The organism is Streptomyces sp. CA-243310, assembly GCF_050936775.1.
Lineage (GTDB): Bacteria > Actinomycetota > Actinomycetes > Streptomycetales > Streptomycetaceae > Streptomyces.
Window position 1 is genome coordinate 58,764 of record NZ_JBNJMF010000004.1, and the last position, 25,877, is coordinate 84,640.

The 25,877-nt window shown below is 70.1% G+C and carries 27 protein-coding genes; 12 read left to right on the forward strand and 15 right to left on the reverse strand.

Features of this window, described 5'->3' with window-relative positions:
- The first annotated feature begins 96 nt into the window (after nt 1-96).
- The 8 genes from ACQEVM_RS37645 (at nt 97) to ACQEVM_RS37680 (ending at nt 8,392) form a co-directional block, all read left to right on the forward strand.
- Nucleotides 97-1,476: a CpaF family protein gene (locus ACQEVM_RS37645; RefSeq protein WP_433087098.1), complete on the forward strand. Its 1,380-nt coding sequence runs from the start codon at nt 97-99 to the stop codon at nt 1,474-1,476.
- A gap of 11 nt (nt 1,477-1,487) precedes the next feature.
- A complete protein-coding gene (locus tag ACQEVM_RS37650) occupies nt 1,488-2,408 on the forward strand; it encodes a type II secretion system F family protein (RefSeq protein ID WP_433087169.1) in 921 nt (306 codons plus the stop codon).
- Nucleotides 2,405-3,295: a type II secretion system F family protein gene (locus ACQEVM_RS37655; protein ID WP_433087100.1), complete on the forward strand. Its 891-nt coding sequence runs from the start codon at nt 2,405-2,407 to the stop codon at nt 3,293-3,295. Before ACQEVM_RS37650 ends, ACQEVM_RS37655 begins: the two co-directional genes overlap by 4 nt.
- Before the next feature lie 22 nt (nt 3,296-3,317).
- A complete protein-coding gene (locus ACQEVM_RS37660; protein WP_366000496.1) occupies nt 3,318-3,518 on the forward strand; it encodes a hypothetical protein in 201 nt (66 codons plus the stop codon).
- A 146-nt stretch (nt 3,519-3,664) separates the two neighbouring features.
- Entirely contained in the window at nt 3,665-4,015 is a 351-nt protein-coding gene (locus tag ACQEVM_RS37665; protein ID WP_433087171.1) for a TadE family protein, read from the forward strand.
- Entirely contained in the window at nt 4,012-4,476 is a 465-nt protein-coding gene (locus ACQEVM_RS37670) for a TadE/TadG family type IV pilus assembly protein (RefSeq protein WP_433087103.1), read from the forward strand. Before ACQEVM_RS37665 ends, ACQEVM_RS37670 begins: the two co-directional genes overlap by 4 nt.
- Before the next feature lie 3 nt (nt 4,477-4,479).
- Nucleotides 4,480-4,980, forward strand: a complete 501-nt coding sequence (locus tag ACQEVM_RS37675) for a TadE/TadG family type IV pilus assembly protein (RefSeq protein WP_433087105.1) — start codon at nt 4,480-4,482, stop codon at nt 4,978-4,980.
- A 22-nt stretch (nt 4,981-5,002) separates the two neighbouring features.
- On the forward strand, nt 5,003-8,392 hold the full coding sequence (locus ACQEVM_RS37680) for a LysM peptidoglycan-binding domain-containing protein (RefSeq protein WP_433087107.1): 3,390 nt from the start codon (nt 5,003-5,005) through the stop codon (nt 8,390-8,392).
- A 192-nt stretch (nt 8,393-8,584) separates the two neighbouring features.
- On the opposite strand, the gene ACQEVM_RS37685 is transcribed toward ACQEVM_RS37680, so the two are convergent.
- Complete coding sequence (locus ACQEVM_RS37685; protein WP_433087109.1) at nt 8,585-9,028, reverse strand: hypothetical protein; 444 nt, start codon at nt 9,026-9,028, stop codon at nt 8,585-8,587.
- Nucleotides 9,029-9,162: 134 nt separating this feature from the next.
- Between ACQEVM_RS37685 and ACQEVM_RS37690 the strand changes: the two genes are divergently transcribed.
- Nucleotides 9,163-9,600, forward strand: a complete 438-nt coding sequence (locus ACQEVM_RS37690) for a RapZ C-terminal domain-containing protein (RefSeq protein WP_433087111.1) — start codon at nt 9,163-9,165, stop codon at nt 9,598-9,600.
- 953 nt (nt 9,601-10,553) lie between these two features.
- Here ACQEVM_RS37690 and ACQEVM_RS37695 read toward each other — a convergent pair.
- From ACQEVM_RS37695 to ACQEVM_RS37760, 14 genes are all read right to left on the reverse strand, one after another.
- Nucleotides 10,554-12,215 (reverse strand): DUF2637 domain-containing protein, encoded by a 1,662-nt coding sequence (locus tag ACQEVM_RS37695; RefSeq protein WP_433087113.1) that lies wholly within the window; start codon nt 12,213-12,215, stop codon nt 10,554-10,556.
- A gap of 329 nt (nt 12,216-12,544) precedes the next feature.
- The gene (locus ACQEVM_RS37700) at nt 12,545-13,456 is read right to left on the reverse strand and encodes a ParB/RepB/Spo0J family partition protein (protein ID WP_433087115.1); all 912 of its coding nucleotides are present in this window, start codon (nt 13,454-13,456) and stop codon (nt 12,545-12,547) included.
- 98 nt (nt 13,457-13,554) lie between these two features.
- Nucleotides 13,555-14,841 (reverse strand): ParA family protein, encoded by a 1,287-nt coding sequence (locus ACQEVM_RS37705; RefSeq protein WP_433087117.1) that lies wholly within the window; start codon nt 14,839-14,841, stop codon nt 13,555-13,557.
- Between the two features lie 307 nt (nt 14,842-15,148).
- Nucleotides 15,149-16,057 (reverse strand): hypothetical protein, encoded by a 909-nt coding sequence (locus ACQEVM_RS37710; protein ID WP_433087119.1) that lies wholly within the window; start codon nt 16,055-16,057, stop codon nt 15,149-15,151.
- A gap of 410 nt (nt 16,058-16,467) precedes the next feature.
- Nucleotides 16,468-16,701, reverse strand: a complete 234-nt coding sequence (locus tag ACQEVM_RS37715; RefSeq protein WP_433087121.1) for a hypothetical protein — start codon at nt 16,699-16,701, stop codon at nt 16,468-16,470.
- Nucleotides 16,701-16,889 carry a hypothetical protein gene (locus ACQEVM_RS37720; RefSeq protein ID WP_433087123.1) on the reverse strand — a complete coding sequence of 63 codons (189 nt, stop codon included), beginning with the start codon at nt 16,887-16,889 and terminating at the stop codon, nt 16,701-16,703. Before ACQEVM_RS37720 ends, ACQEVM_RS37715 begins: the two co-directional genes overlap by 1 nt.
- A 34-nt stretch (nt 16,890-16,923) precedes the next feature.
- Nucleotides 16,924-18,594, reverse strand: a complete 1,671-nt coding sequence (locus ACQEVM_RS37725; RefSeq protein ID WP_433087125.1) for a DUF2637 domain-containing protein — start codon at nt 18,592-18,594, stop codon at nt 16,924-16,926.
- A gap of 320 nt (nt 18,595-18,914) precedes the next feature.
- Entirely contained in the window at nt 18,915-19,046 is a 132-nt protein-coding gene (locus tag ACQEVM_RS37730; protein ID WP_433087127.1) for a hypothetical protein, read from the reverse strand.
- The gene (locus ACQEVM_RS37735) at nt 19,043-19,255 is read right to left on the reverse strand and encodes a hypothetical protein (protein WP_433087129.1); all 213 of its coding nucleotides are present in this window, start codon (nt 19,253-19,255) and stop codon (nt 19,043-19,045) included. Before ACQEVM_RS37735 ends, ACQEVM_RS37730 begins: the two co-directional genes overlap by 4 nt.
- 155 nt (nt 19,256-19,410) lie before the next feature.
- Nucleotides 19,411-19,599, reverse strand: a complete 189-nt coding sequence (locus tag ACQEVM_RS37740) for a hypothetical protein (RefSeq protein ID WP_433087131.1) — start codon at nt 19,597-19,599, stop codon at nt 19,411-19,413.
- 90 nt (nt 19,600-19,689) lie between these two features.
- Nucleotides 19,690-20,691 (reverse strand): hypothetical protein, encoded by a 1,002-nt coding sequence (locus ACQEVM_RS37745; RefSeq protein ID WP_433087133.1) that lies wholly within the window; start codon nt 20,689-20,691, stop codon nt 19,690-19,692.
- A complete protein-coding gene (locus tag ACQEVM_RS37750) occupies nt 20,691-21,101 on the reverse strand; it encodes a hypothetical protein (RefSeq protein WP_433087135.1) in 411 nt (136 codons plus the stop codon). The genes ACQEVM_RS37745 and ACQEVM_RS37750 overlap by 1 nt, the downstream gene beginning before the upstream one ends.
- 12 nt (nt 21,102-21,113) lie before the next feature.
- Entirely contained in the window at nt 21,114-21,752 is a 639-nt protein-coding gene (locus ACQEVM_RS37755) for a hypothetical protein (protein WP_433087137.1), read from the reverse strand.
- The gene (locus tag ACQEVM_RS37760) at nt 21,749-22,114 is read right to left on the reverse strand and encodes a WhiB family transcriptional regulator (RefSeq protein WP_433087139.1); all 366 of its coding nucleotides are present in this window, start codon (nt 22,112-22,114) and stop codon (nt 21,749-21,751) included. The genes ACQEVM_RS37755 and ACQEVM_RS37760 overlap by 4 nt, the downstream gene beginning before the upstream one ends.
- 476 nt (nt 22,115-22,590) lie before the next feature.
- Here ACQEVM_RS37760 and ACQEVM_RS37765 point away from each other — a divergent pair, with 476 nt between their 5' ends.
- The 3 genes from ACQEVM_RS37765 to ACQEVM_RS37775 all read left to right on the forward strand — a co-directional run bounded on the left by ACQEVM_RS37765 (nt 22,591) and on the right by ACQEVM_RS37775 (nt 25,829).
- The gene (locus ACQEVM_RS37765; RefSeq protein ID WP_433087141.1) at nt 22,591-23,337 is read left to right on the forward strand and encodes a GntR family transcriptional regulator; all 747 of its coding nucleotides are present in this window, start codon (nt 22,591-22,593) and stop codon (nt 23,335-23,337) included.
- Nucleotides 23,338-23,449: 112 nt separating this feature from the next.
- Nucleotides 23,450-23,692, forward strand: coding sequence for a helix-turn-helix domain-containing protein (locus tag ACQEVM_RS37770; protein WP_433087173.1), 243 nt, complete (start codon nt 23,450-23,452; stop codon nt 23,690-23,692).
- 376 nt (nt 23,693-24,068) lie between these two features.
- Entirely contained in the window at nt 24,069-25,829 is a 1,761-nt protein-coding gene (locus ACQEVM_RS37775) for a hypothetical protein (protein ID WP_433087143.1), read from the forward strand.
- The last annotated feature ends 48 nt before the right edge of the window (nt 25,830-25,877 follow it).

Here is a 25,877-nt window from a genome sequence, read left to right on the forward strand (position 1 = left end):
CCCGCGCCGACGAGCCCCGGATCCGCCAACCCATGGGTCGTTGCCTCGGGCGCCCCGAGCGCGGGTGCGCTCGTACCTGCCCAGACGACGCCGGTCGTGCCAGTGACGCTGGACTACGCCGCCGTACGCCTGATCAAGAAGGAGGTCGGCGAGCGACTGACAGACCTGTTGCGGGCGCGCCCGGGTCTTTCCTCGGAGGCGCAGGAGCAGCAGGGACGCCACCTGATCAATGAGCAGGTGGCGATCTGGTCGGATGCCGAGGCGGTTCGTCGGGGTGCCGCGAGCAGTGCGGCCGAGGACGCGATCATGGCGCAGGCCGTCTTCGATCTCCAGTTCCGGGCCGGCCGCCTGCAAGCCCACCTCGACAACCCGTTGGTCGAGAACATCTTCATCAACCGACACACCGACGTCTGGCTCGACTTCACCGACGGTCGCCGCGTGCGGGTGGCGCCGGTCGCGGAGTCCGAGGAGGAGTTGCGCGAGCTGTTGCGGGATCTGGCCCGTCGCACCACCGGCCAGAGCGAACGCAGCCTCAGCACCGCGGACCCGTTCCTCGCGCTGCGCATGTCGGACGGGTCCCGTCTTCAGGCGATGATCGAGGTGACACCGGGCGCCTACGTCACGATCCGCCGGCACAGCATGCGTGACGCCGACCTGCCCGAACTGGTCGAGCGCGGCATGCTCGACACCACCTTGGAAGCCTTCCTTCGCGCCGCAGTCCGTGCGGAGAAGAACATCATGGTGGTGGGCGGCCAGGCCGCGGGCAAGACCACGCTGCTGCGCGCGCTGTTGCGGGAGATCGATCCCGACGAGCGGTTCGCGACGCTGGAGACCGAGTACGAGCTGTTCGCCCACGAGAACGGCTTTCACCGCCAGGTCGTGCCGATGGAGGCCCGCGAGTCCAACGGCGAGATGGTCGGCGGGGTCGCGGCCGGTGAGATCACGCTGATGGACCTGATGTATCGGGCGCTGCGCATGACGCTGACCCGGATCGTGGTGGGTGAGGTCCGTGGGCCGGAGATCGTCGCGATGCTCCAGGCCATGACCAACGGCGCCGGCGGAAACCTCTGCACCCTCCACGCCATCCGCCCCTCCGTGGTCTTCGACCGAATCGCCGAGCTGTACTTGTTGGCGCAGGCCAACATGAGCGAGCAACTCGCCTACCGGCAGGCCGCGAACGGCTTGGACTTCATCGTTTTCGTGTCCTCGATCGACGAGACGCGCATCGGCGGACACCGTCACCGGTTCCTCTCTCACGTCCTGGAGGTGACCGGTATCGGTGAGGGCGGCCGCCCGGAGACGAACGCGATCTTCGGCCCGCGCCCGGAGTGGAACGAGCCCCGCGCGGTCCCGCTCATGCTGCCGCGCTGCATCAACGACCTGCGCCGCGTCGGCTTCGACGCGTCGCTGCTGAACGAGCCCGGCGGGACCTGGCCCACGTCGCTGCCGCTCCTGATCACGGAGGACGCACTGTGACCGTCCTTCTGATGTGGGTCTTGGCCGGCCTGGCCGTCGCCGGCGGTCTTGTCGGTCTCGTCACCGGGATCGTGGGCACCACCACCCCCAAGGGCCCCGGTATCGGCGCGCGGCTTCGAGCCGGGCGCACGCTCGCGTCCCGCGACGAGAAGATGGCCCGCCGCACACGGCTCGCCCTCGGGGCCGTCGCCGGTGTCCTGGTCTGGCTCGTGACGGGCATGTTCGTCGCCGGGGCAATGGTGCTCCTCGCCGTGATCGGGGTGCCCTGGCTGTTGTCGCCCACGAAGTCGGCGACGACTCGGATCGGAAAGCTTGAGGCGCTCGGCGACTGGACGCAGCGCCTGGGCAACGTCCTCCGTCTCGGGCGTGGCCTGGACGAGGCGTTGCAGGTGTCGCGCAAGGGGTGCCCGGAGGACATCGCTGGTGAGGTCGGGGATTTGGTGGATCGGCTTCAGGTCGGTTGGCGGCCCACCGACGCGCTGCGCCAGTTCGGCGACGCCCTCAACGACGTCACCGCCGACAAGGTCGTGGCCGCGCTGGTCCTGTCGGCCGCCGACCGCGGTCCCGGTCTCGCGCAGGCGTTGGACGATCTCGCCGAGTCCGTCCACGAGGAGGTCGCCCGGCGTCGGGTGATCGAGGCCGACCGGGCGAAGCCGCGCACGACGATGCGGTGGATGACGATCATCACGCTCGGCATCATCGGCGCCGGGTTCCTGGTCCCCTCCTACACCGCCCCCTACGGCACCACCATCGGTCAGATCGTGTTGGCGGTGTTGCTGGCCGCGTTCGTCGGGGTCCTCTCCTTGATGCGGCAGATCGCCGACACCAAGCCCGTCCCCCGCTTCCTGATCGCCGACCCGCGCAGCGCCGTCGCCGTCGTTCCCGTCCCGGACGAGGAATCAGAGGAGTCCCCCGTGGAGGTGAGGGTATGACGGCGCCTGTTGCCGCGATCCTGGCCGGTGCCGCCATCGGAGCCGGCGGAGCACTGCTGATCCGCGAGGTGCTGCGCCCCGCCCCGGCCCTCGGGCCGGCGCTGCGCCGCCTCAACCAACCCGCAGTCCCCCAGGCCGCCGTGGGCGGCGAGGGCACCGATCGGGACGAGCGGTGGGGGCAGTGGCTTGTCGAGCGGCTGTCCGATGTGCCGGGGGTGCGGATCCCGTACAAGGATCTCGCCCTCACCGGCGCCACCCCCGCCCGCTTCCTCCTGGCCAAGGTCGCGCTGGCCGGTGCGGGCTTGCTGTTGCCACCGCTGTCCACGATCCCGCTGCTGCTCCTCGGTCTGCCCCTGTATCTCCCGGCGATCGTCGGAATCCTGGCCGCCGTCGTCCTGTGGTTCGCCCCCGATCTGGCGTTGCGGGACAAGGCCCGGCGGGCGCGGGCGGAGTTCGCGCACGCCATGGCCGCCTACCTCGACCTCGTCGCCCTGCGCCGGGCCGGGAACGTGTCCGCCGAGCAGGCGATGGAGCAGGCCGCCGAAGTCGGCGAGGGATGGGCGTTCCAGCGGATCCGGGGCGCTCTGGCCCGCTCGCGGGTCGACAAGGTCCCCCACTGGGAATCGTTGGCGCGTCTCACCGCCGAACTCGACCTGCCGGTCCTCGACGACCTCGCCGCGATCATGCGGCAGTCCGCCGACGACGGCGCGTCCGTCTACGCCACCCTCCGCTCCCGCGCGAGGAACCTGCGCACCGAACTGCTGGCCGCGCAGGCGGCCGACGCGAACGCCAACTCGGAGAAGATGACCGCCCCCGGAGCGCTGATGGCCGTCCTCGTGATGCTCCTCATCGCGTTTCCCGGCGTCATCCGCATGATCAACACCTGATTCACACGAAGGAGACTCCCTCATGACCAAGTACGCGATCCGTCTCGCGGTGGCCCTCAAGTCCCGTTGGGAGGAGGTCCAGGAGCACGCCGCCGAGGACCGGGGCGACATCTCGATCACGACCATCATCATCTGGGTTGCCGCCGTCGCCGGAGCCCTCGCCATCGCCGGAACGATCGGCATCGTCGTCACCAAGTACAACGGCAAGCTCTCCGGGATCTAGGCACGAAGGAAGACGACGGCCCGGCCGGCGACGGAACGACGAAGGGGGAGGGCGAGGTGTCGGAAACCGCGCTGGGCGGATCCACGCCAGAGGCCGAGGGGGCCACAGGTGGGGACCGAGGTGAGAAGGATCGGGGGGAGTCGTCCATTCAGATGGCGATCGTCTTCCCGATCGTTCTCCTGGTCACCATCTGCGTGGTGCAGGCGGCCATGTGGTTCTTCGCCCGGAACATCGCGCTGACCGCGGCCCGCGAGGGCGTGGCAGCCGCCCGCGTCTACCAGTCCCCCGAAGGCGCCGGCGCCGCGCGGGCCCGCGAGACGCTCGGTCGTATCGCGGGCGACAGCCTCACCGCCACGACGGTGAGCACCTCGGGGAGCAGTGCCACCGAGGTACGGGTGACCGTCACCGGCCACGCCCCGTCCATGATCCCCGGCATCGCCGGACTGAGCGTGTCCCAGTCTGCGGGCGCCCCCCGCGAGAGGTGGACCAGCCCGTGACCGACACCCCTACCGCGCACAGCCGTTGGGCGAGGCGGTGGCGGGAGGATCGGGGCAGCGAGACGATCGCGGCCGCGATCGTCACCCCGCTGCTCCTGATGCTGTTGTGCATGGCGATTGCCGGCGGGCGGATCGTCACCGCCGGGGCGAAGATCGACGCCGCCGCCGAGGACGCCGCCCGCGCCGCCTCCATCTCGCGCACCCAGGGCGGGGCGCAAGCCGAGGCAAGCGCCGCGGCGGCCCGCTCCCTCGACGACCAGGGCGTGCACTGCGCATCGAGCAGCACCAGCGTGGACACCTCCGGTCTCGCCGTCCCCATCGGGGAAGTCGGCACCGTCACCGTGACGATCTCGTGCACCGTGACCATGGCCGACCTTCTACTTCCCGGCGTTCCCGGATCCAAGACTTTGACCAGCCGGTTCACGTCAGTGGTCGACGCGTACCGCTCCCGGGAGGGATAGGCCATGACCTCACCCACAGCGCCCACACCACCCACCGGACCGGACACCGCATCGCAGACGGGTCCGGAGTCGGGTTCACGTCGAGGTCGGTTGCGTGGTGACGAGGGCGGGATCGCCATCTACACGGCGATCGTGACCGTCGCCCTGTTGGGGATCATCGGTCTGGCGATCGACGGGGGCGGGAAGCTGCGGGCCACCGAGCGGGCCGATTCCGTCGCGATGGAGGCCGCCCGCGCCGCCGGTCAGGCCATCGACCCCGCATCGGCCGTCACCGGCACGGGTGTCCGTGTCGATCCGCAGGCCGCGCAGGCCGCCGCCCAGGCCTACCTGGCCCGCGCCGGCACCCAGGGCACCACCGCCCTGTCCGCGGACGGCACCCAGCTCACGGTCACCGTCCACGACACCTACGCGACCCGGTTCCTCGCGATCGTGGGCGTCGGATCGATGAGCGTCACCGGCCACGGAAACGCCCGACTCCTCCACGGCGTCACTCAGCCCGAATAGCCCCGCCAGATAGGACCGGTTCATGTCGAAGCCCCCCACCGCCGGCAAGCCGGCTTCTCCCGTACGCGGCGCGGCGCAGACCGCGGCCGCGCTGCTGCGCGGCATCCTCAGCCTCACCGTCCTGGCCGCGTTGTTGGTGGGTCTGCCCGTTCTGTTGTGGTGGGCGACCGCCAGGGTCGGCCCACTCGGACTCGACGCCCTCGCCCACCTGTTCTCCACCGACGACTCGGGCCAGGTCTTCCTTCTGGTCCTGGCCGTCGCCGGATGGGTGGGATGGGTACTGTTCGCGTGCGCGGTGCTGTTGGAGATTCCCGCACAGCTCCGCGGCCGCGCCGCACCCCAGATCCGGGGGTTGGTCGGGCAGCGGGCCGCCGCCGCCCTGGTCGGCGCGGTGTTCCTGGCCCTGCCCGCCGGAACGGCCCTCGCCGCGCCCGCGACAGCCGCACCCACCAGCGCCCCCGTCAGCATCAGCACGACCGCCACACCCGGCACCACGACCGCCGGAAGCACGACCGGTGCCGCGACGTTGTCCGCCGACGAGGGCGGGAGCGCGGCGGTGACGTACACGGTGCGAGACGTGAAGCCGGCCGAGAGCCTGTGGTCGATCGCCGAACACACCCTGGGCGACGGGGAACGATGGACGGACATCGCCGCCGCCAACGAAGGCCGCGTCATGGTCGACGGCGGCACCTTCCGCGCGGATCAGCCGATCCAGCCCGGATGGGTCCTGACCCTGCCCGCCGACGCGTCAACCACCACGCCCTCGGGCATCCGGACACAGACCAGCCACACGGCCCCGGTCGGTCAGGCCGAGTACACCGTCCAGGAGGGCGACAGCCTGTCCACCGTCGCGGACAAACTGCTCGACGACGCCGACCGCTACCCGGAGATCTTCGAACTCAACCAGGGCGCCCCGCTCCCCGAGGGCGGTGCCTTCACCGACCCCGACCTCATCTACCCCGGACAGAAAATCACCCTCCCCGCGACGGACAGCACACCCGCGCCCGAAGCTCCCGCCCCCGCGCCGGAGGTCTCCCGCCCCACCACCCCGCCGGCCGACACCCCGGCCCCCGCCCTCACCGCGAAGGCCACTCCCCCGCCGCAGGCGAGCGCGACGCCGAAGGCCGACACCAGCCGGAAGCCGAGCGCCGCCGCGCCCACCGCGAAGGCCTCGCCCACGCCGAAGACCAACACGACCCCGCACGCGAGCGCGACGCCGCAAGCCGGCCCGGCCGCGAGTTCCAGCGCGAGCGCCGCGCAGCCCAGCCCGGCCGCGTCGCCTTCCCCGGAGGCAGCCACACCCGCACCCGCGCCGGCCGCGCCTCGGGCGCAGCTCACGGGCAGCAGCGTCAATTGGGCTTTGGTCGCCGGTATCGGCACGCTCCTGGCCGCGTCCCTCGCCGGCGCGCTGGGGGTGCGGCGGATCCTGCAACAGCGTCAACGCCGTGCGGGGGAGACGATCGCGCAGGACAGTGTTCCCACCGAGGTGGAACAGGTCCTCGACGCGGCAGCGGAGCCGCAGGGCATCGACTTCCTCGACCGTGCCTTGCGGGCCCTGGCCCACCAGGCCGGCGAAGACGGCATCAGCCTGCCGGCGCTACGCGGTGCACGCCTCACGGCCGACGGGATCACGCTCCTGCTGGATGAGCCGGCCGATCCCGTCGCCCCGTTCACCACCGGTCCCGAGGCCCGGACTTGGGCACTCGACCCCGCTGCGGTACTGGCGACGGTCGAGGAACTCGGCGACGTCCACGCCCCCTACCCCGGTCTGGTCACGCTCGGCGCGGACGACGACGGTCTCCTCCTGGCGGACCTGACGACCTGCGGTGTCCTGCTCCTAGACGGAACCCCCGACGAGGTCCTCGAAGTCGCCCGCGCCCTCGCCCTGGAACTGGGCACCTGCCGCTGGACCGACTACAGCGAGATCCTCACCACCGGACTCGGCGCCCGACTGTCCGGACTCCTGCCGCAGGGCCGCATCCGCACCATGCCCCACCTCCCGGCCGTCGCCACCGACCTCGGGGAACTCCTCCTCGAAGCCCACCAGAGCGGTGAACAGGTCCTGCCCTGGCTGATGATCGGCGCCGGTGAGCACGACGAGGAACACGTCACGCACCTCGCCGACGCCCTCGCGGCCGCACGGACCCTGCACACCGCGATCGTCTTGCCCGCCACCGCGGCGGCCCGGCGCGCGTTCCCGCACGCCGAGATCCTCGACACCACCCGCGAGCAGGCCACCCGCCTCGAACCGCTCGACCTCCCCGTCACCTTGCAGCGCATCACCGACGAGCAGTACCGCCAGTACGTCCACGCGCTGACGGTGTCCGCCGAGGAAGCCGCACCGGCGACCGGGGCGTGGGAGTTCGCCGAAAGCCACGACCAGGCGGCCGCCAGCGGGCAGCCGCTCACCGTCCGCATCACCAGCGAGGACGCCCAAGACCCCGGGAACCCCTTCCCCGCGCTCCTCGCCGGACTCCCCACCCCGACCCCCGCCCCCGCCCCCACCGCCACCGCCACCGCCACCACCATCCCGGCACCGGCCGTGCCCGTCGACGAACCGGCCGCCCAGGCTACGGCCCCCGACACCGGATCCACGCCCGCCGAAGCCGCACAGCCGCAGCCGCCTACCATCGCGGCCGACAAGAACGCGACCGCCGGGGAAGTACGCATCGAGATGCTCGGCCCGCTCGGGATCAAGGGCGGCGTGCGATCCGCTCACGCCTCCCGCACCACCGCCCTCGCCGCCTTGATCCACCTGCGCCCCGGCCGCGGCGCCGACGCCGTCTGCCAGGCCATGGACCCGATCAACCCGTGGTCGACGCGCACCCTGCACTCCCGCCTCTCGGAACTGCGCAACGTCGTCGGACTCACCGAGGACGGACACCCACTCCTCCCCCGCCCCAAAGCCGGCGACGGGTACACCTTCCACCCCGCGGTGACCTCCGACTGGGAGCAGTTCAAGGCGTTGGCTTCCCGTGGGCTGGCCGCCGGCCCGAAGACCGGCACCGCAGACCTGGAGGCGGCAATGGCATTGGTGCGCGGGAAGCCGTTCGACGGACGCACCCTTCCGTGGGCCGATCCCGTCATCCAGGAGATGCTGTCGCGGATCACCGACACCGCCCACACCCTCGCCCGCTGGCACACCGACGGCGACACCCCCGACCTCGACGCCGCCCGCCACGCCGTCCTCCAAGCCCTCGAAATCGAAGAGACCTCCGAAGTCCTCTACCGGGACCTCCTCCACATCGAATGGACCGCCGGCAACACGACTGCGGTCCGCAAGACGGCGGCCAGGGTCCAGCAGATGGCTCGCACCTACGACATCACCTTGGACGACTCGACCGAGGACACCATCACCCGCGCCTTGTCACAGGACCCCTACCCAGCCGCGCACCGCGCCGCGACGAGCTGACGACCAGCGTCGAAGAACGAACGTGCGGGGCCTGCCGTTGGCAGGCCCCGCACGCGTCTGCACCCGCAGCCAGACTTTTACCCGGTAAAACTCCGACCGGGGGCCGGCGCAGCACCCGCCACGGACGGCCACCCAGGCCGGACTTGCACGGGGGCAAGCCGTGCTCGTCACAGGGCGCCGGCAGTCCCGGGGTCAGGCCGGCGGCGCGACCGCGTGCCGCGCGGCGGCCAGCAGCTCGGCGCGGGCCTGCGACTCCCCCACCGGCAACCGCGTCACCCACTCCGCCCGCACATCCGCCACCGCGGCACACATCGCCAACACCTGCCCCGCCAAGGTCTCGTCCAGCCCGGCCAACTGCGGACCGGTCACCACGACGGGCCCGTGGAAGCCGTACGGGATCTCAACTCCCCGCCAGTGAGAAGCGAGCACCCATGTCGCCAGGTTCATGGGAAGGTTCTCCGCCTGCCCGTTCCCGTGGACATGCAGGTGCGCCCGGCGGTGATAGATGGCGGCGTCCGCCGATCCGCCCACGGCAGTACGCACTGTCTCCCTGCGCGCCGCGTACTCCTCCGGCCACGAGAGCGCGACGACCGAGCCGTCCGTATCGATCCGCAGCGCATCCATGATGTCTCCCACCTGTTGAACTTGGGACCAGGCTATGACCCCTGAAGCGGCGTCGGGCCACGGTCGGGAAACCGGTCCCGCACGCTGCCAGAGAGGCAACGGGCAACGCCTATCGCCGGACCGGCCGGCGCGGAATCGTGGTCAGCATGCAGATCACACACCTTGACGGGCTGGGCCCCGTCACCGCCGTCATCCGCTCGATCGGTGTCCGCCACGACGGCGCCCACCAGCTCGTCACCGACGGCCTGTATCTCGACTTGTCGAAGGCCTTGCGCAACCCCGCGCACGACCCCGCGATGCGCTACCTCACCGGTCTGCATCGGGAGGTGTACGCCCACGTCCTGCGCACCCCCGGCGCCAGGGAGTTGATCGCCAGAACCGCCGTTCAGCTCCGCGCCCTGGCCGATGAGGTCCCACGAGGACACCTGGTCCGCCTGACTGTGGCATGCCAAGGGGGCCGGCACCGCTCCGTGGCAGTCGCGGAGGCGGTCGCCCGGCGAGTCTGGACAGCTTGGGGCGGTGAGTGCGGTGTCGACGTCGAGCACCATCACATCGACCATCCGGTCCTGCCCGCTTCCAGGTGACTCACTGAACCGGCGCTCTCGGGCCGATCACCAGGTCGGCCTTCGGTCACCGGTCACCGGCATCGGTCACCGGCTCCACGAGGGCGGAGGTGGTGACCGGTCAGTCATCGGTCACCAGTCACCGGTCAATCGGTCAGGTCCGGGGCCGGTGACCGATCGGTCACCGGCGTCCCCGACCACCGTGCACGCGGTCAGTCACCGGTCGCCCGGACGTCGATCACCGATCACGGCTTCGGCGGACGGCCTACCCCCGAAGATCCGGTCAGTCACCGGCTCTTCGGGGGTGGGCCGAGGCCAGTCACCAGGCCGGTCACCGGTCACCGGTCACCGGTCGTCAGTCACCGGGTGGAACCGGCCTGGCCAAGACCGGTGACCGATCAGTCACCGGCATCCCAGACCGCGGGTACCAGGAAGAGGCACCGATGACCGGTAACTCCGGCCAGCCGGCACCGGTCACAGGGCGGACCCACCAGTCACCAGTCACCTCGCAAAGGCGCTCGTTCCCGGCCGGTGACCGATCAGTCACCATGCCTCGGTGGGCGCGCACTCGGTCAGTCACCGGTACAGCGGACCGGCCAGACGAAGGCGGTGACCGATCAGTCACCGGTACCCCAGACCACGGGTGCCAGGCGGAGGCAGCGGCTCAGCCAGCACCGGTCACAGGGTCGGGTCCACCGGTCACCAGTCACCACCCGGTTAGGGCCTGGGGCGGGTGACCGATCGGTCACCGGCCCCAGGCCACCGTGCACGCGGTCAGTCACCGGTCACCCGCACCGGTAGCCGGTCTGTCAGAACGCTGGCTGACGCGAACAGCCGGTGAGTCACCGGTCGGATGGAGCGGGTCGAGGCCAGTCACCGGCGACAGTCATCGGTCACCGGTCATCAGTCACCGGGCAGACCGGTCGCGGCCAGGACCGGTGACCGATCGGTCACCGGTACCTCAGGTAGCGGGGTCAGGCGCGGTTGGTGACCGACCGAAGGTGTCCGCGCCCCGACTGGCGTCGGTGTTCCTCGCGGTACTGGACGGCGCCGCTCAGGCGACGTTGACCGGTGCTGGGAGAGACCCCGAGCCGGCGGGCGACTTCCGCGCCCGCGAGCTTCTCGCCCTCCGCGTCGGCTTCGTCCAGCCACAGAGCCACCTGGCGGACTTGGCGCTCAGTCTCCGTCAGGCCGTCGTCAGCGTCAGGCTCCTGCTCCGGCAGCCGCGCCGTGACGGCTCCGCCGGCAGCGGTCGACGTCTCCGCGAGAACCTCGCTCCCGGGGGACGGTACGTCTCGGCGGTGCTGCCGGGGGACCGCCCGGGCGTCGACCGTCGAGGCCTCCGGCGCGGTCGACAAGGTTGCCGTGCGAGCCGGGACCGGAGCGGGACTGTGCTCCGTCCGAGGGGCGAAGAACGGGTGAGGCTCCACCGGCTCCTCAGGTGCCGGTGACACCGGTTCGTCGTCGGGACCAAGGCCGTCAACGAGATCATCGGGCGCCTGGCCGGCAATCGTCGCAGTGGGGAGTTCCGCGAACGGGGCCAGCAGGAGTGTGATCTCATCGGCCGTCACCGGGGCGCCCGTCGTGACGTCTCGGATGCCGTAGGCGTCGGCCAGGTGCGCCGCGAAGGTCTTCGCGTTGGGCGCCGATCCGGTGGCCGCGGCGAAGGAGCGGTACGCCTCGAACAGCCCTCCCCCGTCCAACACGTTGTCCTGTACGGCGGGTCGGGAGACCGCCGCCTGGTGGCGGGTGTCGGCGTAGTCGTGCTCCCGCTCCAGCGGTTCGGCGTACGCCTCGACCGGAACTCCCTCACCGTGCTCCGGCTGTGTGAGAGGAGCGGGCTCGGATGGCGCGGTCGGCGCCGGCGGGAGGGTGTCGTCCCGTTCGACCGTCACCTCGTGCTCGACCGACGACGTCGCGGGGCGCAGCAGTGCGGGTTCGAGGCCGGCCGCGGTGAGGCCGTGGGAGGCGGTCTGTGCCAGGGGGACGCCGATGCGGGCCAGCCTCAGCGGCATCAGCGCTTCGACGGGGGCCTTGCGACGCCAGGCCCGCCCGTACCGGGCCTGGAGGCGGGCCTGGTATATCAACCGGTCCTGTTCCATGCCGACGGCCTGCTCGTAGGAGCGCAGCTCCCACAGTTTCATGCGGCGCCACAGCTTGAAGGTCGGGAGCGGCGACAACAGCCAGCGGGTGATGCGGACGCCCTCCATGTGCCGGTCGGCGGTGATGTCCGCGATCCGGCCCACCGCGTGGCGGGCCGCCTCGACGGTGACCACGAACAGGATCGGGATCACGGCGTGCATCCCCACGCCCAGGGGGTCGGGCCAGGCGGCCGCGCCGTTGAACGCGATCGTCGCCGCAGTCAACAGCCATGCGGTCTGACGCAGCAGCGGGAACGGGATCCGCAACCAGGTCAGCAGGAGGTCGAGCGCGAGGAGTACGCAGATTCCGGCGTCGATACCGATCGGGAAGACGAGCGAGAAGCCGCCGAATCCCTTCTGCAACGCCAGCGCGCGCACCGCGGCGTACGAGCCAGCGAAGCCGATCCCCGCAATGAGCACAGCACCGGCCACCACGACGCCGATGAGTATCCGGTGCGTGCGCGTGAGCAGGATTGGTGAGTTGCCCCCGGTCATCCCCGTCCCTCCTGCGTCTTCTTCATCATCTTCACACTCTCACGGTGGGTCACCTGTAGCACCTGAGTTCGCTTCAGATCGTCGGCGAGGTACTCACGGGGTGGACTGGGCCGGGCGGGTGGCATGGCCACGAAGGCCGGCCGGCTCTCGGGATCCAGCTCCATAGGCGGTGGTTTTTTACCGCGTAAAAGTCGTCGGCTGCCGGTCACGGGGTTCGAGGATCCGCAGCCGGAGTTTTACGCGGTAAAAAACCGACCGAGGGGAGAGCTCTGCGCTGGCCACGGCGGCTCGTCCCCCGGTCAGACTTTTACGCGGTAAAACCGTGCTCGTCACAGGGCGTCGAGCAGCTGTTGTGCGATCTGCTGAACGGTGCTTGACGGGCAGCGGTCGAGGATGGCAGTGGTGACCGCGTCAGCGTTTGTCCAGTCGACCGGGGTGTCTGGTTCGCGTTCCGGTGACTCGCTTCGGGGTTCCGGAACCGCTTGGTGAGTCGCAGTCGAGGCAGGCGCCGTCTCGTTACGCGGCGGTGTGTCAATGCCTGTGCCCGCCGTGGGGGCAGCTAGGGGTTGTTCCTTCTTGATGGCAGCGGCGGCCCGCCCGCGCACTGGCTTGGGCTTCAGGTCCTGTGCTGCCTTCCGCTCCGCCATCTTGGCGTCGACAAAGGCGCTCTGCTCTTCTGCGGGTAGCGTGCCGGCCTTGCGCGCGATGGCAATGGGCACTTCCTTCGACGCGACTCGGCCCTGGATGGGCTCGGGCAGCTTCAGCAGTGCCCGCCGCGTCGAGATCCAGGAGTCATTGACCGCGCCGCCGAGGACGGACACGACGGCTGATGCGCTGCCATGAAAGGCCACGAGAGCCTCGATGGCTTGCGCTTCCTCGATCGGCGTCAGGTCCTTGCGGAAGTGGTTGGCGCTGAGAGCCGCAGCCAGGAGGTCCTCACGAGTCCCTGCGGATGAGTCGTCCACCGTGATTCGCAGTTCGATGCCAGCTTCGTTCGCCGCTCGGAGGCGGCAGTGGCCGTCGATGACGACATAGTCGCGGTTGGCAGGCACTGCGTCTTGGTGCTCGGGGTGCGCGACGAGGAATGCGAGTCGGGTCATGACGGTGGCCGTCTGGATCTGGCCTACCTCCCGCATGTTCATGGCCAGGCCGTGCAGGTACTCCGGATCGAACTCGCGACGGGGGTTGTCCGGGTTCTCGGCGACGGTATCGGTGGGAACCGTAACCGGATGGGCACCCACCACAGAGTCGATGAGCGCTCCGCGCGTGCTCCGAGACCTTGCCGCCCCGAAGGCGGCACTGGGCCCGGTCCGGGCGGCCGGCGTCTTACGAGCGGCTGTCATGAGATCTCCTGGACGATCTGGCGCATGACGCGGGACTGGGTACATGAGGGGTCATAGGCGATCAGTGTCCGCCGGGCGCGGGCCGCTTCCCGCTGTTCCTTGAGGCGTGGGATGACTCCCACGACGCGGGGATCTCCGAGTGCGCGCCACTCCTTGAGGGAGCTGGTGATGACGTATCCGTCTCGTGCGTCATAGAGATTGACGACGAGTCCGAGGTAGGCGGTCGTGATCTGGAATTCGAGCATGCCGTCGTCGATCTGACCGACGAGCATGTCGTAGGCATCGGCAGAGGAGTCCTCTGCTTGCACCACGATGAGGACGCCGGACTCCCCCATGCGCTCACCGTCTCGTTCGCGGCCGTAGTAGATTGCCGCGTCCATCGCCATGCCCAGGCTCGGAGGGCAGTCGATGATGATGACGTCGTAGTGCGCTTCGAGGGGTCCCAGGGCACGTTCCAGCGTGGCTTGCCGGTTGCGGGCAGTGGAGATCATGACGTCCAGCAGGAACGCGTCCTGGCAGGAGGGCAGGAGATCCAGGCGGCCGCCGAAGCGCTCCTCGTCCACGGGGACGACGAGGTCGTGAATGTCGCCGTCGGCTTGCTTCGCCATGAACTTCGCCAGGCTGGGGCCATTTGCGGGGAGTTGCTTGAAGCCGAGTTGCCTGGAGAGATGCCCTTGAGGGTCGTAGTCCACCAGGAGTACTCGCAGTTGTGGTGCCTCATACGATTCGTCCGCTTCGATGGGCGTGGAGCCGTCGGCTTCCTTGTCGGCGTCGGGTGCGCCGACACGGGCGAAGCTCGCGTTGCCGGGAAAGGCTCCGCCTGCGATTCGAGCGAGTTCCGCGTCTTCGGCGAACACGCCTCCCAGGCTGGCGGAGACTGCCGTCTTGCCGACGCCACCCTTCTGGTTGCAGACGATGATTCGGCGGGTGGTCCGCTCCGGCGGTTGGTGACGGGGCGAGGGGTGCGAACCGAGCCAGAGGGTGATGGCTTGGGCGAGACCTTGAACGTAGGGGATGCCTCGTTGGCTGCACTCCTGCTTGAACTCGGCGGTGACCGTGTCCGTGAGCCAGGTCGCGAAGGGGGGTGCTCCTGCGGTGTCGAGAGTGGGAACCGCGGAGTGGGGGGCGCTCTGCCACTCGCTCATCGCGCCGGCCACCGCGTCTTGGATGTCGACACGAAGTTCTGCCGCGCGGATCTTGAGATCGCTCTTGAGGGACGCCGAAAGCTTGAAGGTAACCTTCTGCCGGTCGGGTCGGTCCTCTTGCTCGTCTGTGGGCAACATGGTGAGAGCTTACTTACCTTGACGCTTTCGGGGAAAGCTGCCGCGCCGTTGTACGCCCCCCTGAGGGCCCGTGGCACCCTCCGCCGAGCCATCACACCAGGGACTCAGCGATCGGCCGCGTGATCCCCCATTCTGTGCGTCCCATTTTCCCGAAACATGACCATTGCCTGCCTTTGTAGTCGCCTTTGGTCGACCTCATCGAGGTTGGCGGTTCTCACACCCTGAGTGAGTCAGGAGGGCTGCGGGCCGTACTCGACGACGTCCGGAGGTTGCGCGGCGATGCCCCACCGGGGGGTGCGTACGGTGATCAGAACGAGGGGTTGCTGACGCGCGCCTTTGCCGCCACCTCCGTGATGATGCCTAGCGATCCTGCGAGGGCACCCATGTATGCGGCTACTTGCTCCCTGACTCGCGCCTCCATGGTTTCGGGGGCAGCGAAGAAGCCGGGTGTCGTACCTGCGGGTTGCTTCTCGGTGCGGTCCATCTCGTACCGAGCCCAGGCGCTCCGGTGCATGGCTCGCGCTGTCAGAAGATCCTCTTCTTCGACCCGCTCGACGCGCAGTCGGGTGGTGAGCTGATCGACGGCCACCTTCATCACGATGGAGTCGGTCACCGTCATGGGCATGTCCGGGCGGCCGATGCCTCGCTCCAGCAAGGGCATGCCGGCAGTCGGCCACGGTGAGCAGACGGCGGTGAGCGCGGAATGCAGCTTGGGCCAGTCGGGCTTGCGGGTCTTCTCGCCCTGTTCGATCAGAAGTTGAGCCGTGCGCCGTTGGCGGTAGGTAGCCGAGGGGTGGGCGAATTGCTCAACAAGCCGGCGGGCGGTCTCCTGCCGGCGCGCTCCACTGACCTTGCCGGTCGCCTGCGCCCACGTACGCAGGGCCCTGCGCGCTTGGGACACCGGAACGACGGTGTCGCTCGTCAGCCAGACGAACAGGACCACCGGGATAACGGTCCGGTGGGGGATCCGCTTGAGGGGGGATCTCTTGCGAACATCAAGCAGTTCGGAGAACAGCCGGCGCTGGACAGCGGGGAACAGCCCACTGTCACTGCCTCGCTGCGTCGTCTTCTGGAAGTCGGGAGCGGCCAAGAGGCCGACCTCAACCCAGTCCGTGATCATCCGCGACGAGACGTGCTCGATACCGAGGGCCTGCGCGTCGCGCACGAGGTCTTCGGCCGTGCCTGATTCCCACTCGACGACCTGCTCTTCTTCCATCCTCTGGAAGTTACACCGAGATCTGCATGCTCTCCGAGGCTCACTGATTCCGCCCCCGGCAGGGTGGTTGGAGTGATATCAGCAGCCGTCGCGGCCGCGGTTCGAATCGAGCTGAGGAACCGCGAGGGCACCTCTCGTCTTGGAGCATCCATGTCCCGTCGCAAGCAGCACCGCCCTTGCCCTCGACCCGTCCGCCGACACCGACAAGCCAAGGCACCCAGCATGCTGCAACGAGTGCTTGGCGCGTTCGTGGCCGGCTGCGTAACGGTGCTCGTCAAGGAAGTCGCGAACATCTTTCACCACGGCTGATCTGCCCACTTCGGGTATTGATGAAGGCTCCCGCAGAGGGTAGAACGGGCGGGGGCCCACGGCGATTAGAGCGCCGTGGGCCCCACTTATGGTCTCGGTCGTCATCCCTCGCCGGGCGGCACGTAGTCCGTCCACAGTCCGCACCACTGGAGTCCGACAGCGGTTCGGGTCGATGGGGTAAGGCCCCGCAGCCACTGCGTCTCGGCGGTGTCCAGGTGTACCTGGCAGGCGTACACGGTGCGGTCCAGGCTCATTGCCTCGCCGCTCCCGCTGTACCCCTCGACCAGCCACGGGGCCGGTGCGGCGCAGGCGCCGGCCTTGCCGTGGGCCGGCATCACTCCTTGCCTACCCAGTCGGCGGCGAGCCGCAGACTGCGGGCCACGTGCTCGTCGAGGTGGAAGGTGTACCGGCCCGCAGGACCCGCCACCTCTTCCGTGAAGAGGACCAGCGTTGCCGATCCGTCGTCGTGCGGGTCCACGATCAGCGCGAGTGCGGTGGCGGTTACATCCGTGAGGGGGGCCATGTGGGTCTCCTCTTGGTCGGGTTCGTTGTCGGATTCAGCCGGTGTAGCCAGCGGCGATCAGGTCGGCGGCCGCCTGACGGCGCACCCCGGCGACGCTCTGCTTGACGCTGAGGGCTTCGCCGACCTCATCCAGGGACACCGCGTACATGTCGGGCCGCTCCGGCCGCTGTTCGGCCGGCAGCGCGTTCCACGCGGCCAGGATCATGCGGGCGACCTTCCGCTCCGCCCGCTCGCGAAGGGGCACGCGGGCCAGGTCTTCGGCTTCCATGGCGGCCACCTCCGCTCGCTCGGTGGCCTCGCGGTGCTCCGCCGTGCGGCGATTCAACTCCGCCGTCTTTGCTTCGGCTTCCGCTTCGGCCTCGCGGTGCTCCTGCGCGATACGGTCGGCCTCTGCCGCCCTCCGCCGGTCTTCCATCGCGCTCCGCTCGGTCTCCGCGGCTTCCGCCGTGGCGGCAGCGGTGGCCTTGCGGTGCTCCGCCGCGATCCGAATGGCCTCTTCCTTGCGGGCTTCGGCTTCGGCTTCGGCGGCGCTTCGCCCGGCTTGCTCCGCTCGCTCGGCGGTGAGCTCCGCCGTCTGTGCGTCTCGCTCCGCCTGCCTGCGGGCGGCTTCCGCCGACAGCCGCGCGGTGTGGGCCGCCGACTCGGCTTCCGAGGTCGCGGACACTTCGGCCGCGCGGGCCTCCGCCTCAGCCACGATGGTCTCCGCAGCGATGCGGTGCTTCGCTGCGGTCACTGTGGCGGCGATCTCCAGGCGCCGAACTTGAGCGGCCGCGGCTCGCTCCTCGGCGTCCAGGATGCGCTGTTCCTCCCGCGCCGTGGCGGTCGCGATCCGCTCTTGCTCGGCAGCCGCGCGCCTGGCCTCGGACTCCTTCTGCTCCTGAGGCAGGGCCAATGCTTGGGCGACGGTCAGCCCGTAGGAGCCCATCGTGAAGGGGAGTAGGGCGTTCGCGCCGGCCTTCCGTCGCCACCCCCGGCCATACTTGTGCTTGAGGTAGGCCCGGTAGACGATGCGGTCCCGGTCCATGGCCACCATCTGCGTGTACGAGTTGATTTCCCACAGCCGCATCCGGCGGTACAGGCGCCAGGTAGGCCAGGGGGCGAGGGCCCAGCGGTGCAGCGGTACCCGATCCGAGTCGGCGGACATCGACAGCCGGTTCGTGCGGATGATCAGGTGTCGCACGGCTTCGACGACCGCGAGGAACAGCATGGGCATGACGGCGTGCATGGCCGCGGTGAGGGGGTCCTCAAGCGGGGACCGTGCGCCCGAGTACGCGTTGAAGACGATGGTCGCGAGCGTCAGTCCGTGGGCGATCAATCGTAGGAGCGGTTTGGGCATCCGGCGCCACACGAGGATCAGGTCGAGGGCGTACATCGCGACGATTCCGGCGTCCACGCCGATGGGAAAGACTGCCGCGAAGTAGCCGAAGCCTCGGGTTGTCGCCAGGTTTTTCAGGGCGGTGTAGGACCCGACGAACCCGATCCCGGCGATGACCGCGGCACACAGAACGGCCGCGATGATCAGGGCGCCCATTGCGGTCGCGGGCCACTGGCGCGGGTCGACCGGAGCGGCCTCGGAGGCGGGCGGAGCCGTCGGGGCGGCCGGCGGAGCGCCGACTGTGGCGGGCGGAGTGGGGTCGGCGGAGGCCGGGACCGGGCCCTGCCGTGGCGGAGCCGGCCGGCCGGTCGGCATCAGGCTGGTGGACATCTCTCTCCCTCGATGGTTCGGGGCCGGGCGGGGCCGGAGCCCCGCCCGGTTCCTGCGGCCGGTGTCGCGGTGGCGATGCCCGGGGGTCGGGCGCGCTTCCGCGTCGGAGGCAGGGGCGGAGTCAGTTGGACGGTGTCGGGTGGGGGCGAGCCGGAGTGGGGTCCGGTTCGGTACGCCCGTCCCTCTCGTGCGGGGTGGGCCGTACCGGCAGCGGGGCGGTCATCAGCAGCCCCCGCACTGGCCGTTGATGGTCTCGGTGTCCACCCACGCGCCGCACCGGGCGCACTGCCACAGGTGGGCGATCACAGCCCACGCATGCGTCATCGGGGGCCCCGGGTGGCGAGAGCCAGCAGTCGGGTGGTCCAGGTCCCGCAGCGCTTGCACACGTACTGCCGGGACCGGGGATCGAACTTCATGGGCCCGTGGCAGACCGGGGCGGTATGGCGGCTCATCGGCTCCACCACTTCCGGGCGCCCGTGGCGTCCTGGTCGGTGGTGCCGGTGCCGGCCGTGGGCCGCTCCGTGGCCGGCTCGGTCCACCCGCCGGTGCCAGCGGAGTACGAGCGGCCGTGCTGCTCGCGGTCGGCGTCGCTCTGGCTGCGGTCGGCGTCGCTCTGGCTCTGGGCCAGATCGCTCTGGGAGATGCTCCTACGAAATGCCATGATGTGGCTCACCTGTTCCTGTCGAACGGGATGCGGAGCGGCCGGCTTCTTGGCAGTGGACGGCCGCTCCGTGCTGTGTTCTGGGGCCGTCTGACGGCTCCCCTCGACCCGCCCCCGGGCCGTGCGACACGGGGGCGGGCGGGCAGCGGGCAGGCTCAGTTCTGGGGGTCGCCGTAGTCCTCGGGGAGACCGTGGCGGCGCAGCCACTCCCCCTCCATCCAGTTCTCGCCCCGGGCCTCCCAGTAGGCGCGAGCGTCATTGACCTCGGCGTCACTCATCTCGCTGGTGACCTTGTGCCACCAGGACGGTTCGCCGCCGTCGTCATTGATCTTGTTCAGGGTCATGGGTGTCCCTCTCTAAGAGGTCGGTAGGGCTCTCCCGGCCCCTCTCGGGGGCCGGTGTCCGGGTGTCAGGGAAGGGCGTCAGGGGCACAGTTAGGCCCCGTAAGGCGGCCGATAGAACCGCAGGTCAGACAGCCGATAGGCCGCTCTAACGGGCTTCCTGGGCGTGCCCCTGGGAGAGGGCCGGGGAAGGGGCCGAATCGGGGTGCGGCAACCCCCGGGAATCAGCCGCAGGGCGCCCAGTGCGGGGGGGCTGGCAGGGGCCGGTGCGGCCGTCTCGGCGGGCCTCTCCCCGACCGCCTGAGCGGGCACCAGGGCGGGGGTCTGAACGGCCGCCGCGGGAGCCTCCTCCGACCCCTGGACCAGGGCCTGGGAGCGGGCGGTCAGCAGGGCCGTGGGCGTCATGCCCAGGGCCGCCGTGGTCGCGTCCACCCGCAGCCCCACACGGGTCACGGGACTCCCCGCGATCCGCATCCCCAACTTGTCCACGGTGGGCAGGCCGCAGGTCTCCACCCACCCCCGGAAGGTGCTCAGTTCCGTGCCCTCCGGGAGCAGCCCCCGGGTCACCGCCGAGGCCAGCACCACGTCCAGGTGCACCCCGGTCCGCCTGGAGGACTCCGCGGCCGAGAGGGCGGTCATCACGTGCAGCAGCAGCGCCGTACCGCGGTCGGCCTCGGCCGCCTCGGCATTCTGCGGCTGCTCCTGGTCGTCGTCGCCCTCGGCGTCGGGGTCGTGATCGTGGTCGTCCTGCTGACCGGCGATCAGGGCGGCCACGACCCACACGGCCGGGGCCGTGGTGAGCACGGTCGGCGCCCATCCCCCGACCACCGGCCACAGGAGGAACGCGCCCCCGGCGGCGTAGCCGAGGTGACGCACACCGATCCTCCGGCGCGTCTTCGGCAACGGCGCCTTCTCCGGCTTCCTGGCGGGGGAGTCCTTGGCGGGCTTCTCTCCCTCGGCTGCCTTAGGCCCTTCGGTAGCGGCCTCCGGCACGGGCACGGCTACCGGCTCCTTCGCCCATGCCAGCACCGGGGCCAGCATGCGCCGGTTGCCACGGCCGAACGCGTCCAGGCTGATCCCTTCGAGGTAGCGCATCACGCCCCCACGACGGAGCGCAGGAGCGCACCGGTGATGGTGACGGGCAGCGCCCACGCCGCACCGGCCGCGGAGAGGGCACCGGGCGCCGCGACCCCGCAGAGCAGGTCCTTGAAGAACGCGGGCTTCGAGCCGAACGCGATCAGGACCAGGATCGCGGCGGTGGCAGCCGGCCCGACCGTGCCCACGGTGGTGGACTGCGACTGCATGGCGCTCTGGAACGTCTCGGACACCGTGCCGACCTGCTGGAAGGCCTCACCGGCACCGGCGGCCAGGGTCCCGATCGCGGCACCCCAGTAGACGACGTGGTGATCTTTGACCGGCTGAAGCTTCCCTCCACCCCGCTTGTGCAGAAACAGGGCGACCATGATGACGAGCAGCGCGCCGCCCGTGCCGAACACTCCGAACATGGTGATGACTCCTCAGTGGTGGAACGGAGAGAGGCCGAACAGCGGACCGAGGCCGGACACGACGGCCAGCGCAGACGCGAACGGGATACGGACGATCACGGCGATCACCAGACCCACGCCGCGCACCTCGGACAGGCGCAGCGCACCCCGGCCCCGAACCCGCCAGTCCAGGACCCACGAGCCGACCAGGACCGCGTACGCCACCGGCCGGGGCGGAACGGTCAGCGCCTGCACCGCGCCGAACGCGAACCCCAGCGACGCCGAAGCGGCCGTCAACAGCACCCACCGCCGGAACCGGCGCGCCCGCTCGGAGTGACGGACACGATGCAGGGCGGTGTCACGGTGGCGCTGTTCGCGCTGCTCCTGGTGGTGCCGGATCCGCCGCTGTACCCGCGTCTCCCCCTGCTCCTCGAAGTGCCGTTCACGCTCCAGGTGGAGGCGGTGACGGCGCTCCTCGGAGGTCTCGGCCATGACCGCGCCGAGCCGGTCCGCGAACGCGGCCATGTCCGCGCGAGTCAAGTACGGCGACTCCTCCGCGGCGACCTCGGTGTCGGCCACCGGAACGGCATCGGCCTCAAGCGCGTCCACGTCCGCGCCCTGGTTGATCATCTTCCGGCGGGCCGTGGCCCGCGCCCAGGACGTGGCGCTCACGACTGCGCCCCGTTCTGCGGCCGCCGGCCGAACAGCCGGATGTGCAGCGCCCGGCGCTCCGACTGCCGCATGCCGCCCCGCACCCCACGCAGCCGCGACGGGACGGAACACTGCTCCAGATCCCGGGCCAGGCACCAGGACTGCACCCGGCAGCCGGCGCACACCGCGAGCGCCTCCCGCTCCGCCGGCGACGGCTCCCGCTCGACCGCGGTCAGCTCCCACGGCTGCGGGAAAAACGTCTCGGGGTCGACACCGACACAGGCCGGCCCACCCGACCGCTCCCCACGCACCACCGGCGCCGGGGCCAGGTCCTCGTGCTCCCACAGCCGGTCCAGCCAGTCCGCCGGACGCGCGGCGCTCACAGCTCCACTCCCAGCACCCGCAAGCCGGCACGCACCCGCAGCTCATCCCCACCCAGACCCAGCACCTCCGGCGCCGGGACGGGGGGCTCAACACGTCCTGCAATGCAGCGCCGTGACGGTAAAGCCGTCCTGGTCTGCGTCGGGGCGGGGGCAGTGCCCCGCCGGGGGCGCCACCAGCGCCCCGCTTCTGCAAACATCATCTTGTCGGCGTCCTCTCAGATGGGACCACCCGACGACGGCCCAGGGGGTGCAACCCCGAGGCCGCCGCCCGGCCGGTGTCGTTACCACCGGCCGGGCACCTGCGTTTTTGCAGGGCGGGATCGTTCACCAGGCACGTCAGACCAAGGCCGACAGGATCGACCGCCAGCACTTATTGCCTAGGCATTAATGAGAATGCCCGGCCAGCGGCATGTTGTCAATAACGACTAGGCGATATGGTGGGCGTGGCTCCCAAGGCCGACACAGGAGGTGACACCATGACCAGTTCCGGAGACCTCTCCGCCGAGCTGCGCCGGCGTATCCACGCAGGCCAGTTCCCCGTAGGCAGCAAGCTGCCGACCAACGCCGAACTGATGCGCACCCACGGCGTATCCAAGGGAACGGTGACGAAGGCGGTCAGCGCACTCGCAGATGAGGGCCTGGTCTATTCCTCGAAGCGCGCCGGCACCGTCGTCCGGGCCCAGAAGGCCATACAGATTCCGTTCAGCAGATACGGAGCGACGCTCTCACCCGGCAGCACGCGGGGCCCGTGGGAGACCGCCACGGCAGCCCAGGGCCTGGATGGTCACATGGAACTGATTTCCGTCGAGCATGTACGGGCGGACGCAGGCACAGCCGCCCAACTCGGCCTCGCCGAAGGCGATGACCTTGTGTGCCGCATCCGTCACGCGCTCATTCGACCGTCGGACGTCGTCCAGCTTCAGCACGCTTGGTATCCCGCCAGGCTGGCCGAGGTCGCCGGACTCGACAGCACTGACAAGATCATCGGCGGAGCGTACGACGCCCTTGCGGCAGCCGGCCACCGGCCCGCAAGCGCCACGGAGACGGTCAGCGCCAGAACGCCCACGGAGTCCGAGGCCACACAGTTGCGCATCGGGGGACGAGTCGCCGTGCTCACCCTCGATCGCCTCACCCGCGACGTGGCCGGACACCCTCTCGAAGTACTTCGGGCAGTCGCCCCGGCGGACCGGCTCAAGCTCACTTACGACGACCTTCCTCTTTGACAAGGTGCCGCGACACGGCGGCGTTTGGCCCGAGAGGCTGTAGCAATTGTGTATCGTTTTCGCAGAATGATGTTGGGGGTGCGAAGTGACGAAGCATGATCACGACGTCCAGGTGCTGCTGTCGAAAGCCGCGTGGCTACCTGCGACGAGCGTCCGGGGGGCGCTCAGGAGGGCAGCCGGCCTCACACAAGCAGACGTAGCCACCACCCTCGGAGTCGGGAGGGTCCAGGTCGCTCGATGGGAGACGGGAACCAACGAGCCCCGCGGCGATCGACGTCGCGCCTACAGCGGCCTTCTCCGCATCCTCGCGGAACAGCACCCCGACGCCGTCGCGCCCACGACCGGAGGCCCCTAGAAATGCTGTGAGGCCGCCCCTGCGCCAACAGGGAACGGCCTCGATACAGCGAACGACTCGCCAGCCTAGAAGCAATCCGAGTCGTGTCCGGTGAGGTGACCTCGCCGGGGGTGAAACCCGTGGGCCCGAAGGCCCGCGTGGTCACCGATACCCAGGATAGACGTGTCCTCACACGCAGGCCACCATCCATGGGCCCTGTCTGGTCACATCGTCGTCCGCGACTCCCCGTCCCAGGGGAGATCCCTTCCGTGCTTGACCTGCACACCTACCCGGCACCAACCCCGTCTGAGGCTCAGGCGATGCCGATCGCCACCTCCGTGATCCTCGCCGGGGGTGCCCGATGAGCCGCCGTCCGTCTAACGCGCATCGCCCCACGGTGAGCCGGCCGGGTGCCGGCGGCCTGCGGTTCGGGATGTTCGCCGTCTGCGTCACCCGGGACCCCGACCCCGGCCTGAACAAGAGTGTCGCGAAGTCCCTCTACACCCTGCTGATCTCGTACGCGGACGTGAGCTCCCGCGACACGTCGCAGGGCTACCCCTACCGTGCCGCCCTGGCCGGCTCTCTGGACTGCTCGAAGCAGACCGTCGACCGTGCCGCCGCGTACCTGGAGGAGGCGATCGGGTTGGTGCGGATCCACCGCCGGAAGGTGGAAGGGAAGGAGGAGGAGAACGACGCCAATGTCTACGAGATCTTCGACGCGTGGCTGATCCACGGCATCCCGGCCCCGGCGGGGACCCCGCCCCAGTTGGTCGCCCGGTACGGGCATACGATCCCCGGCTTCGACATCGAGGCGTGGATGAGCGAGCACGCACCTGACTGGGACCTGCGCGGGTGGCGCGCGGCCTACGACGCGCAGGTGCGCCAGCAGCAGGCGCAGCGTGCCGAGCAGCGGCGCAAGGAGAACGCCCGCCGGAAGAAGCCGAAGACTCCGAAGGGGGGTGGCGTCATGTGTGACGCCACCCCAAAGGAGGGCACGGGGGAGGGGGGTAGCGTCACCGGTGACGCTACCGGTGGCGTCATGGGTGACGCGTACGGTGGCGTCATGGGTGACGCCCTATCTAGAGGTGTTTCTCCAGACCCTTCTTCCACAGCACAAACAGGGGTGACGGCCGTAGGCCAAGGTGCGGGTGGTTTGACACCTGCGGGTGTGGGCGAAGCCGCGGCGGCCGAAAGTCCGACCGCCCGGGGCGGCTCCGCCGCCGTCCGCAAGAAGTGGCCCCCGTCGAAGAAGGCAGTCGTCGTCAGCGAGAGAGTGCCCGTGCCCGGCGAGGACGAGGTGTACGCGGCCCTCGACGCCTTGGGGGTCCTCTCCTCGCCCTCCGACAGGATCCCGCCGCTGCGCCGGTCCGTACGGGAGTTCCTCGGGCATCGGGGCGCGGAGGTGCGAGAGCGGGCCTGCTTCCTCTACCCGCGGTCAGCCGAACACGCCGTGACCCGGATCAGCGCCGGCTGGCACCGCGCTCACGGGCCCGCCCGCTCCAGCAGCGCCTTTGTGGGTTGCCCGCAGTGCACTCCGTCGGGCTGCACCGCCTCCCGGGAAAACTGCGACCGGATCGTGAAGCCAGCCGGCTACCTCCAGGCCCTGCTGGACGCGCAGGATTGCGAGCTCCCGAACTGCGAGCTCGGCGTACTCCTGGATTCCGGCGAGGATTGCCGGATCTGCGAATACCGCATCGTGCAGCGGATCACCGCGGCGAAGGAGCGGCAGATCGTCGACGAGCTGGAAGCGGGCTGGACACGAATGCGGCAGCAGGCCGCCGAGCGCCTGGCCGCCGACGTCGCACGGGACCACGTGGCCGCCCTGGCCGAGCACACCCGCAGGAGCCGGGACGCCGACGAGGAGGCCGAGACAACCCGCGTCCGGGCAGCCGTGGCCGCCGAGTTCGCCGCACTGGACACCGCCGCGGTCGACCGGCCCACACTGCCGGCCCAACTTGACCCGGTCCACGACGATGCTCCCGCCGACGAGGAGGAGATCGACTACGACGGCCCCGCCGGGGAGGAACAACACCCCGAGGACGGTGCTTGGGAGGCCGCTGCCGCGCCCAGCCAGGCGTACTTGGAGTGGAAGCGGCAGGCCGCCGCAGAGCGGGAACGGAAGTCAGCGGAGAAGATCACCGCCCTCACCAGCCGCTAGGCCAGGATCGATGACGGTATCCAGGGTGAGGCGGCCAGCCATGACGTT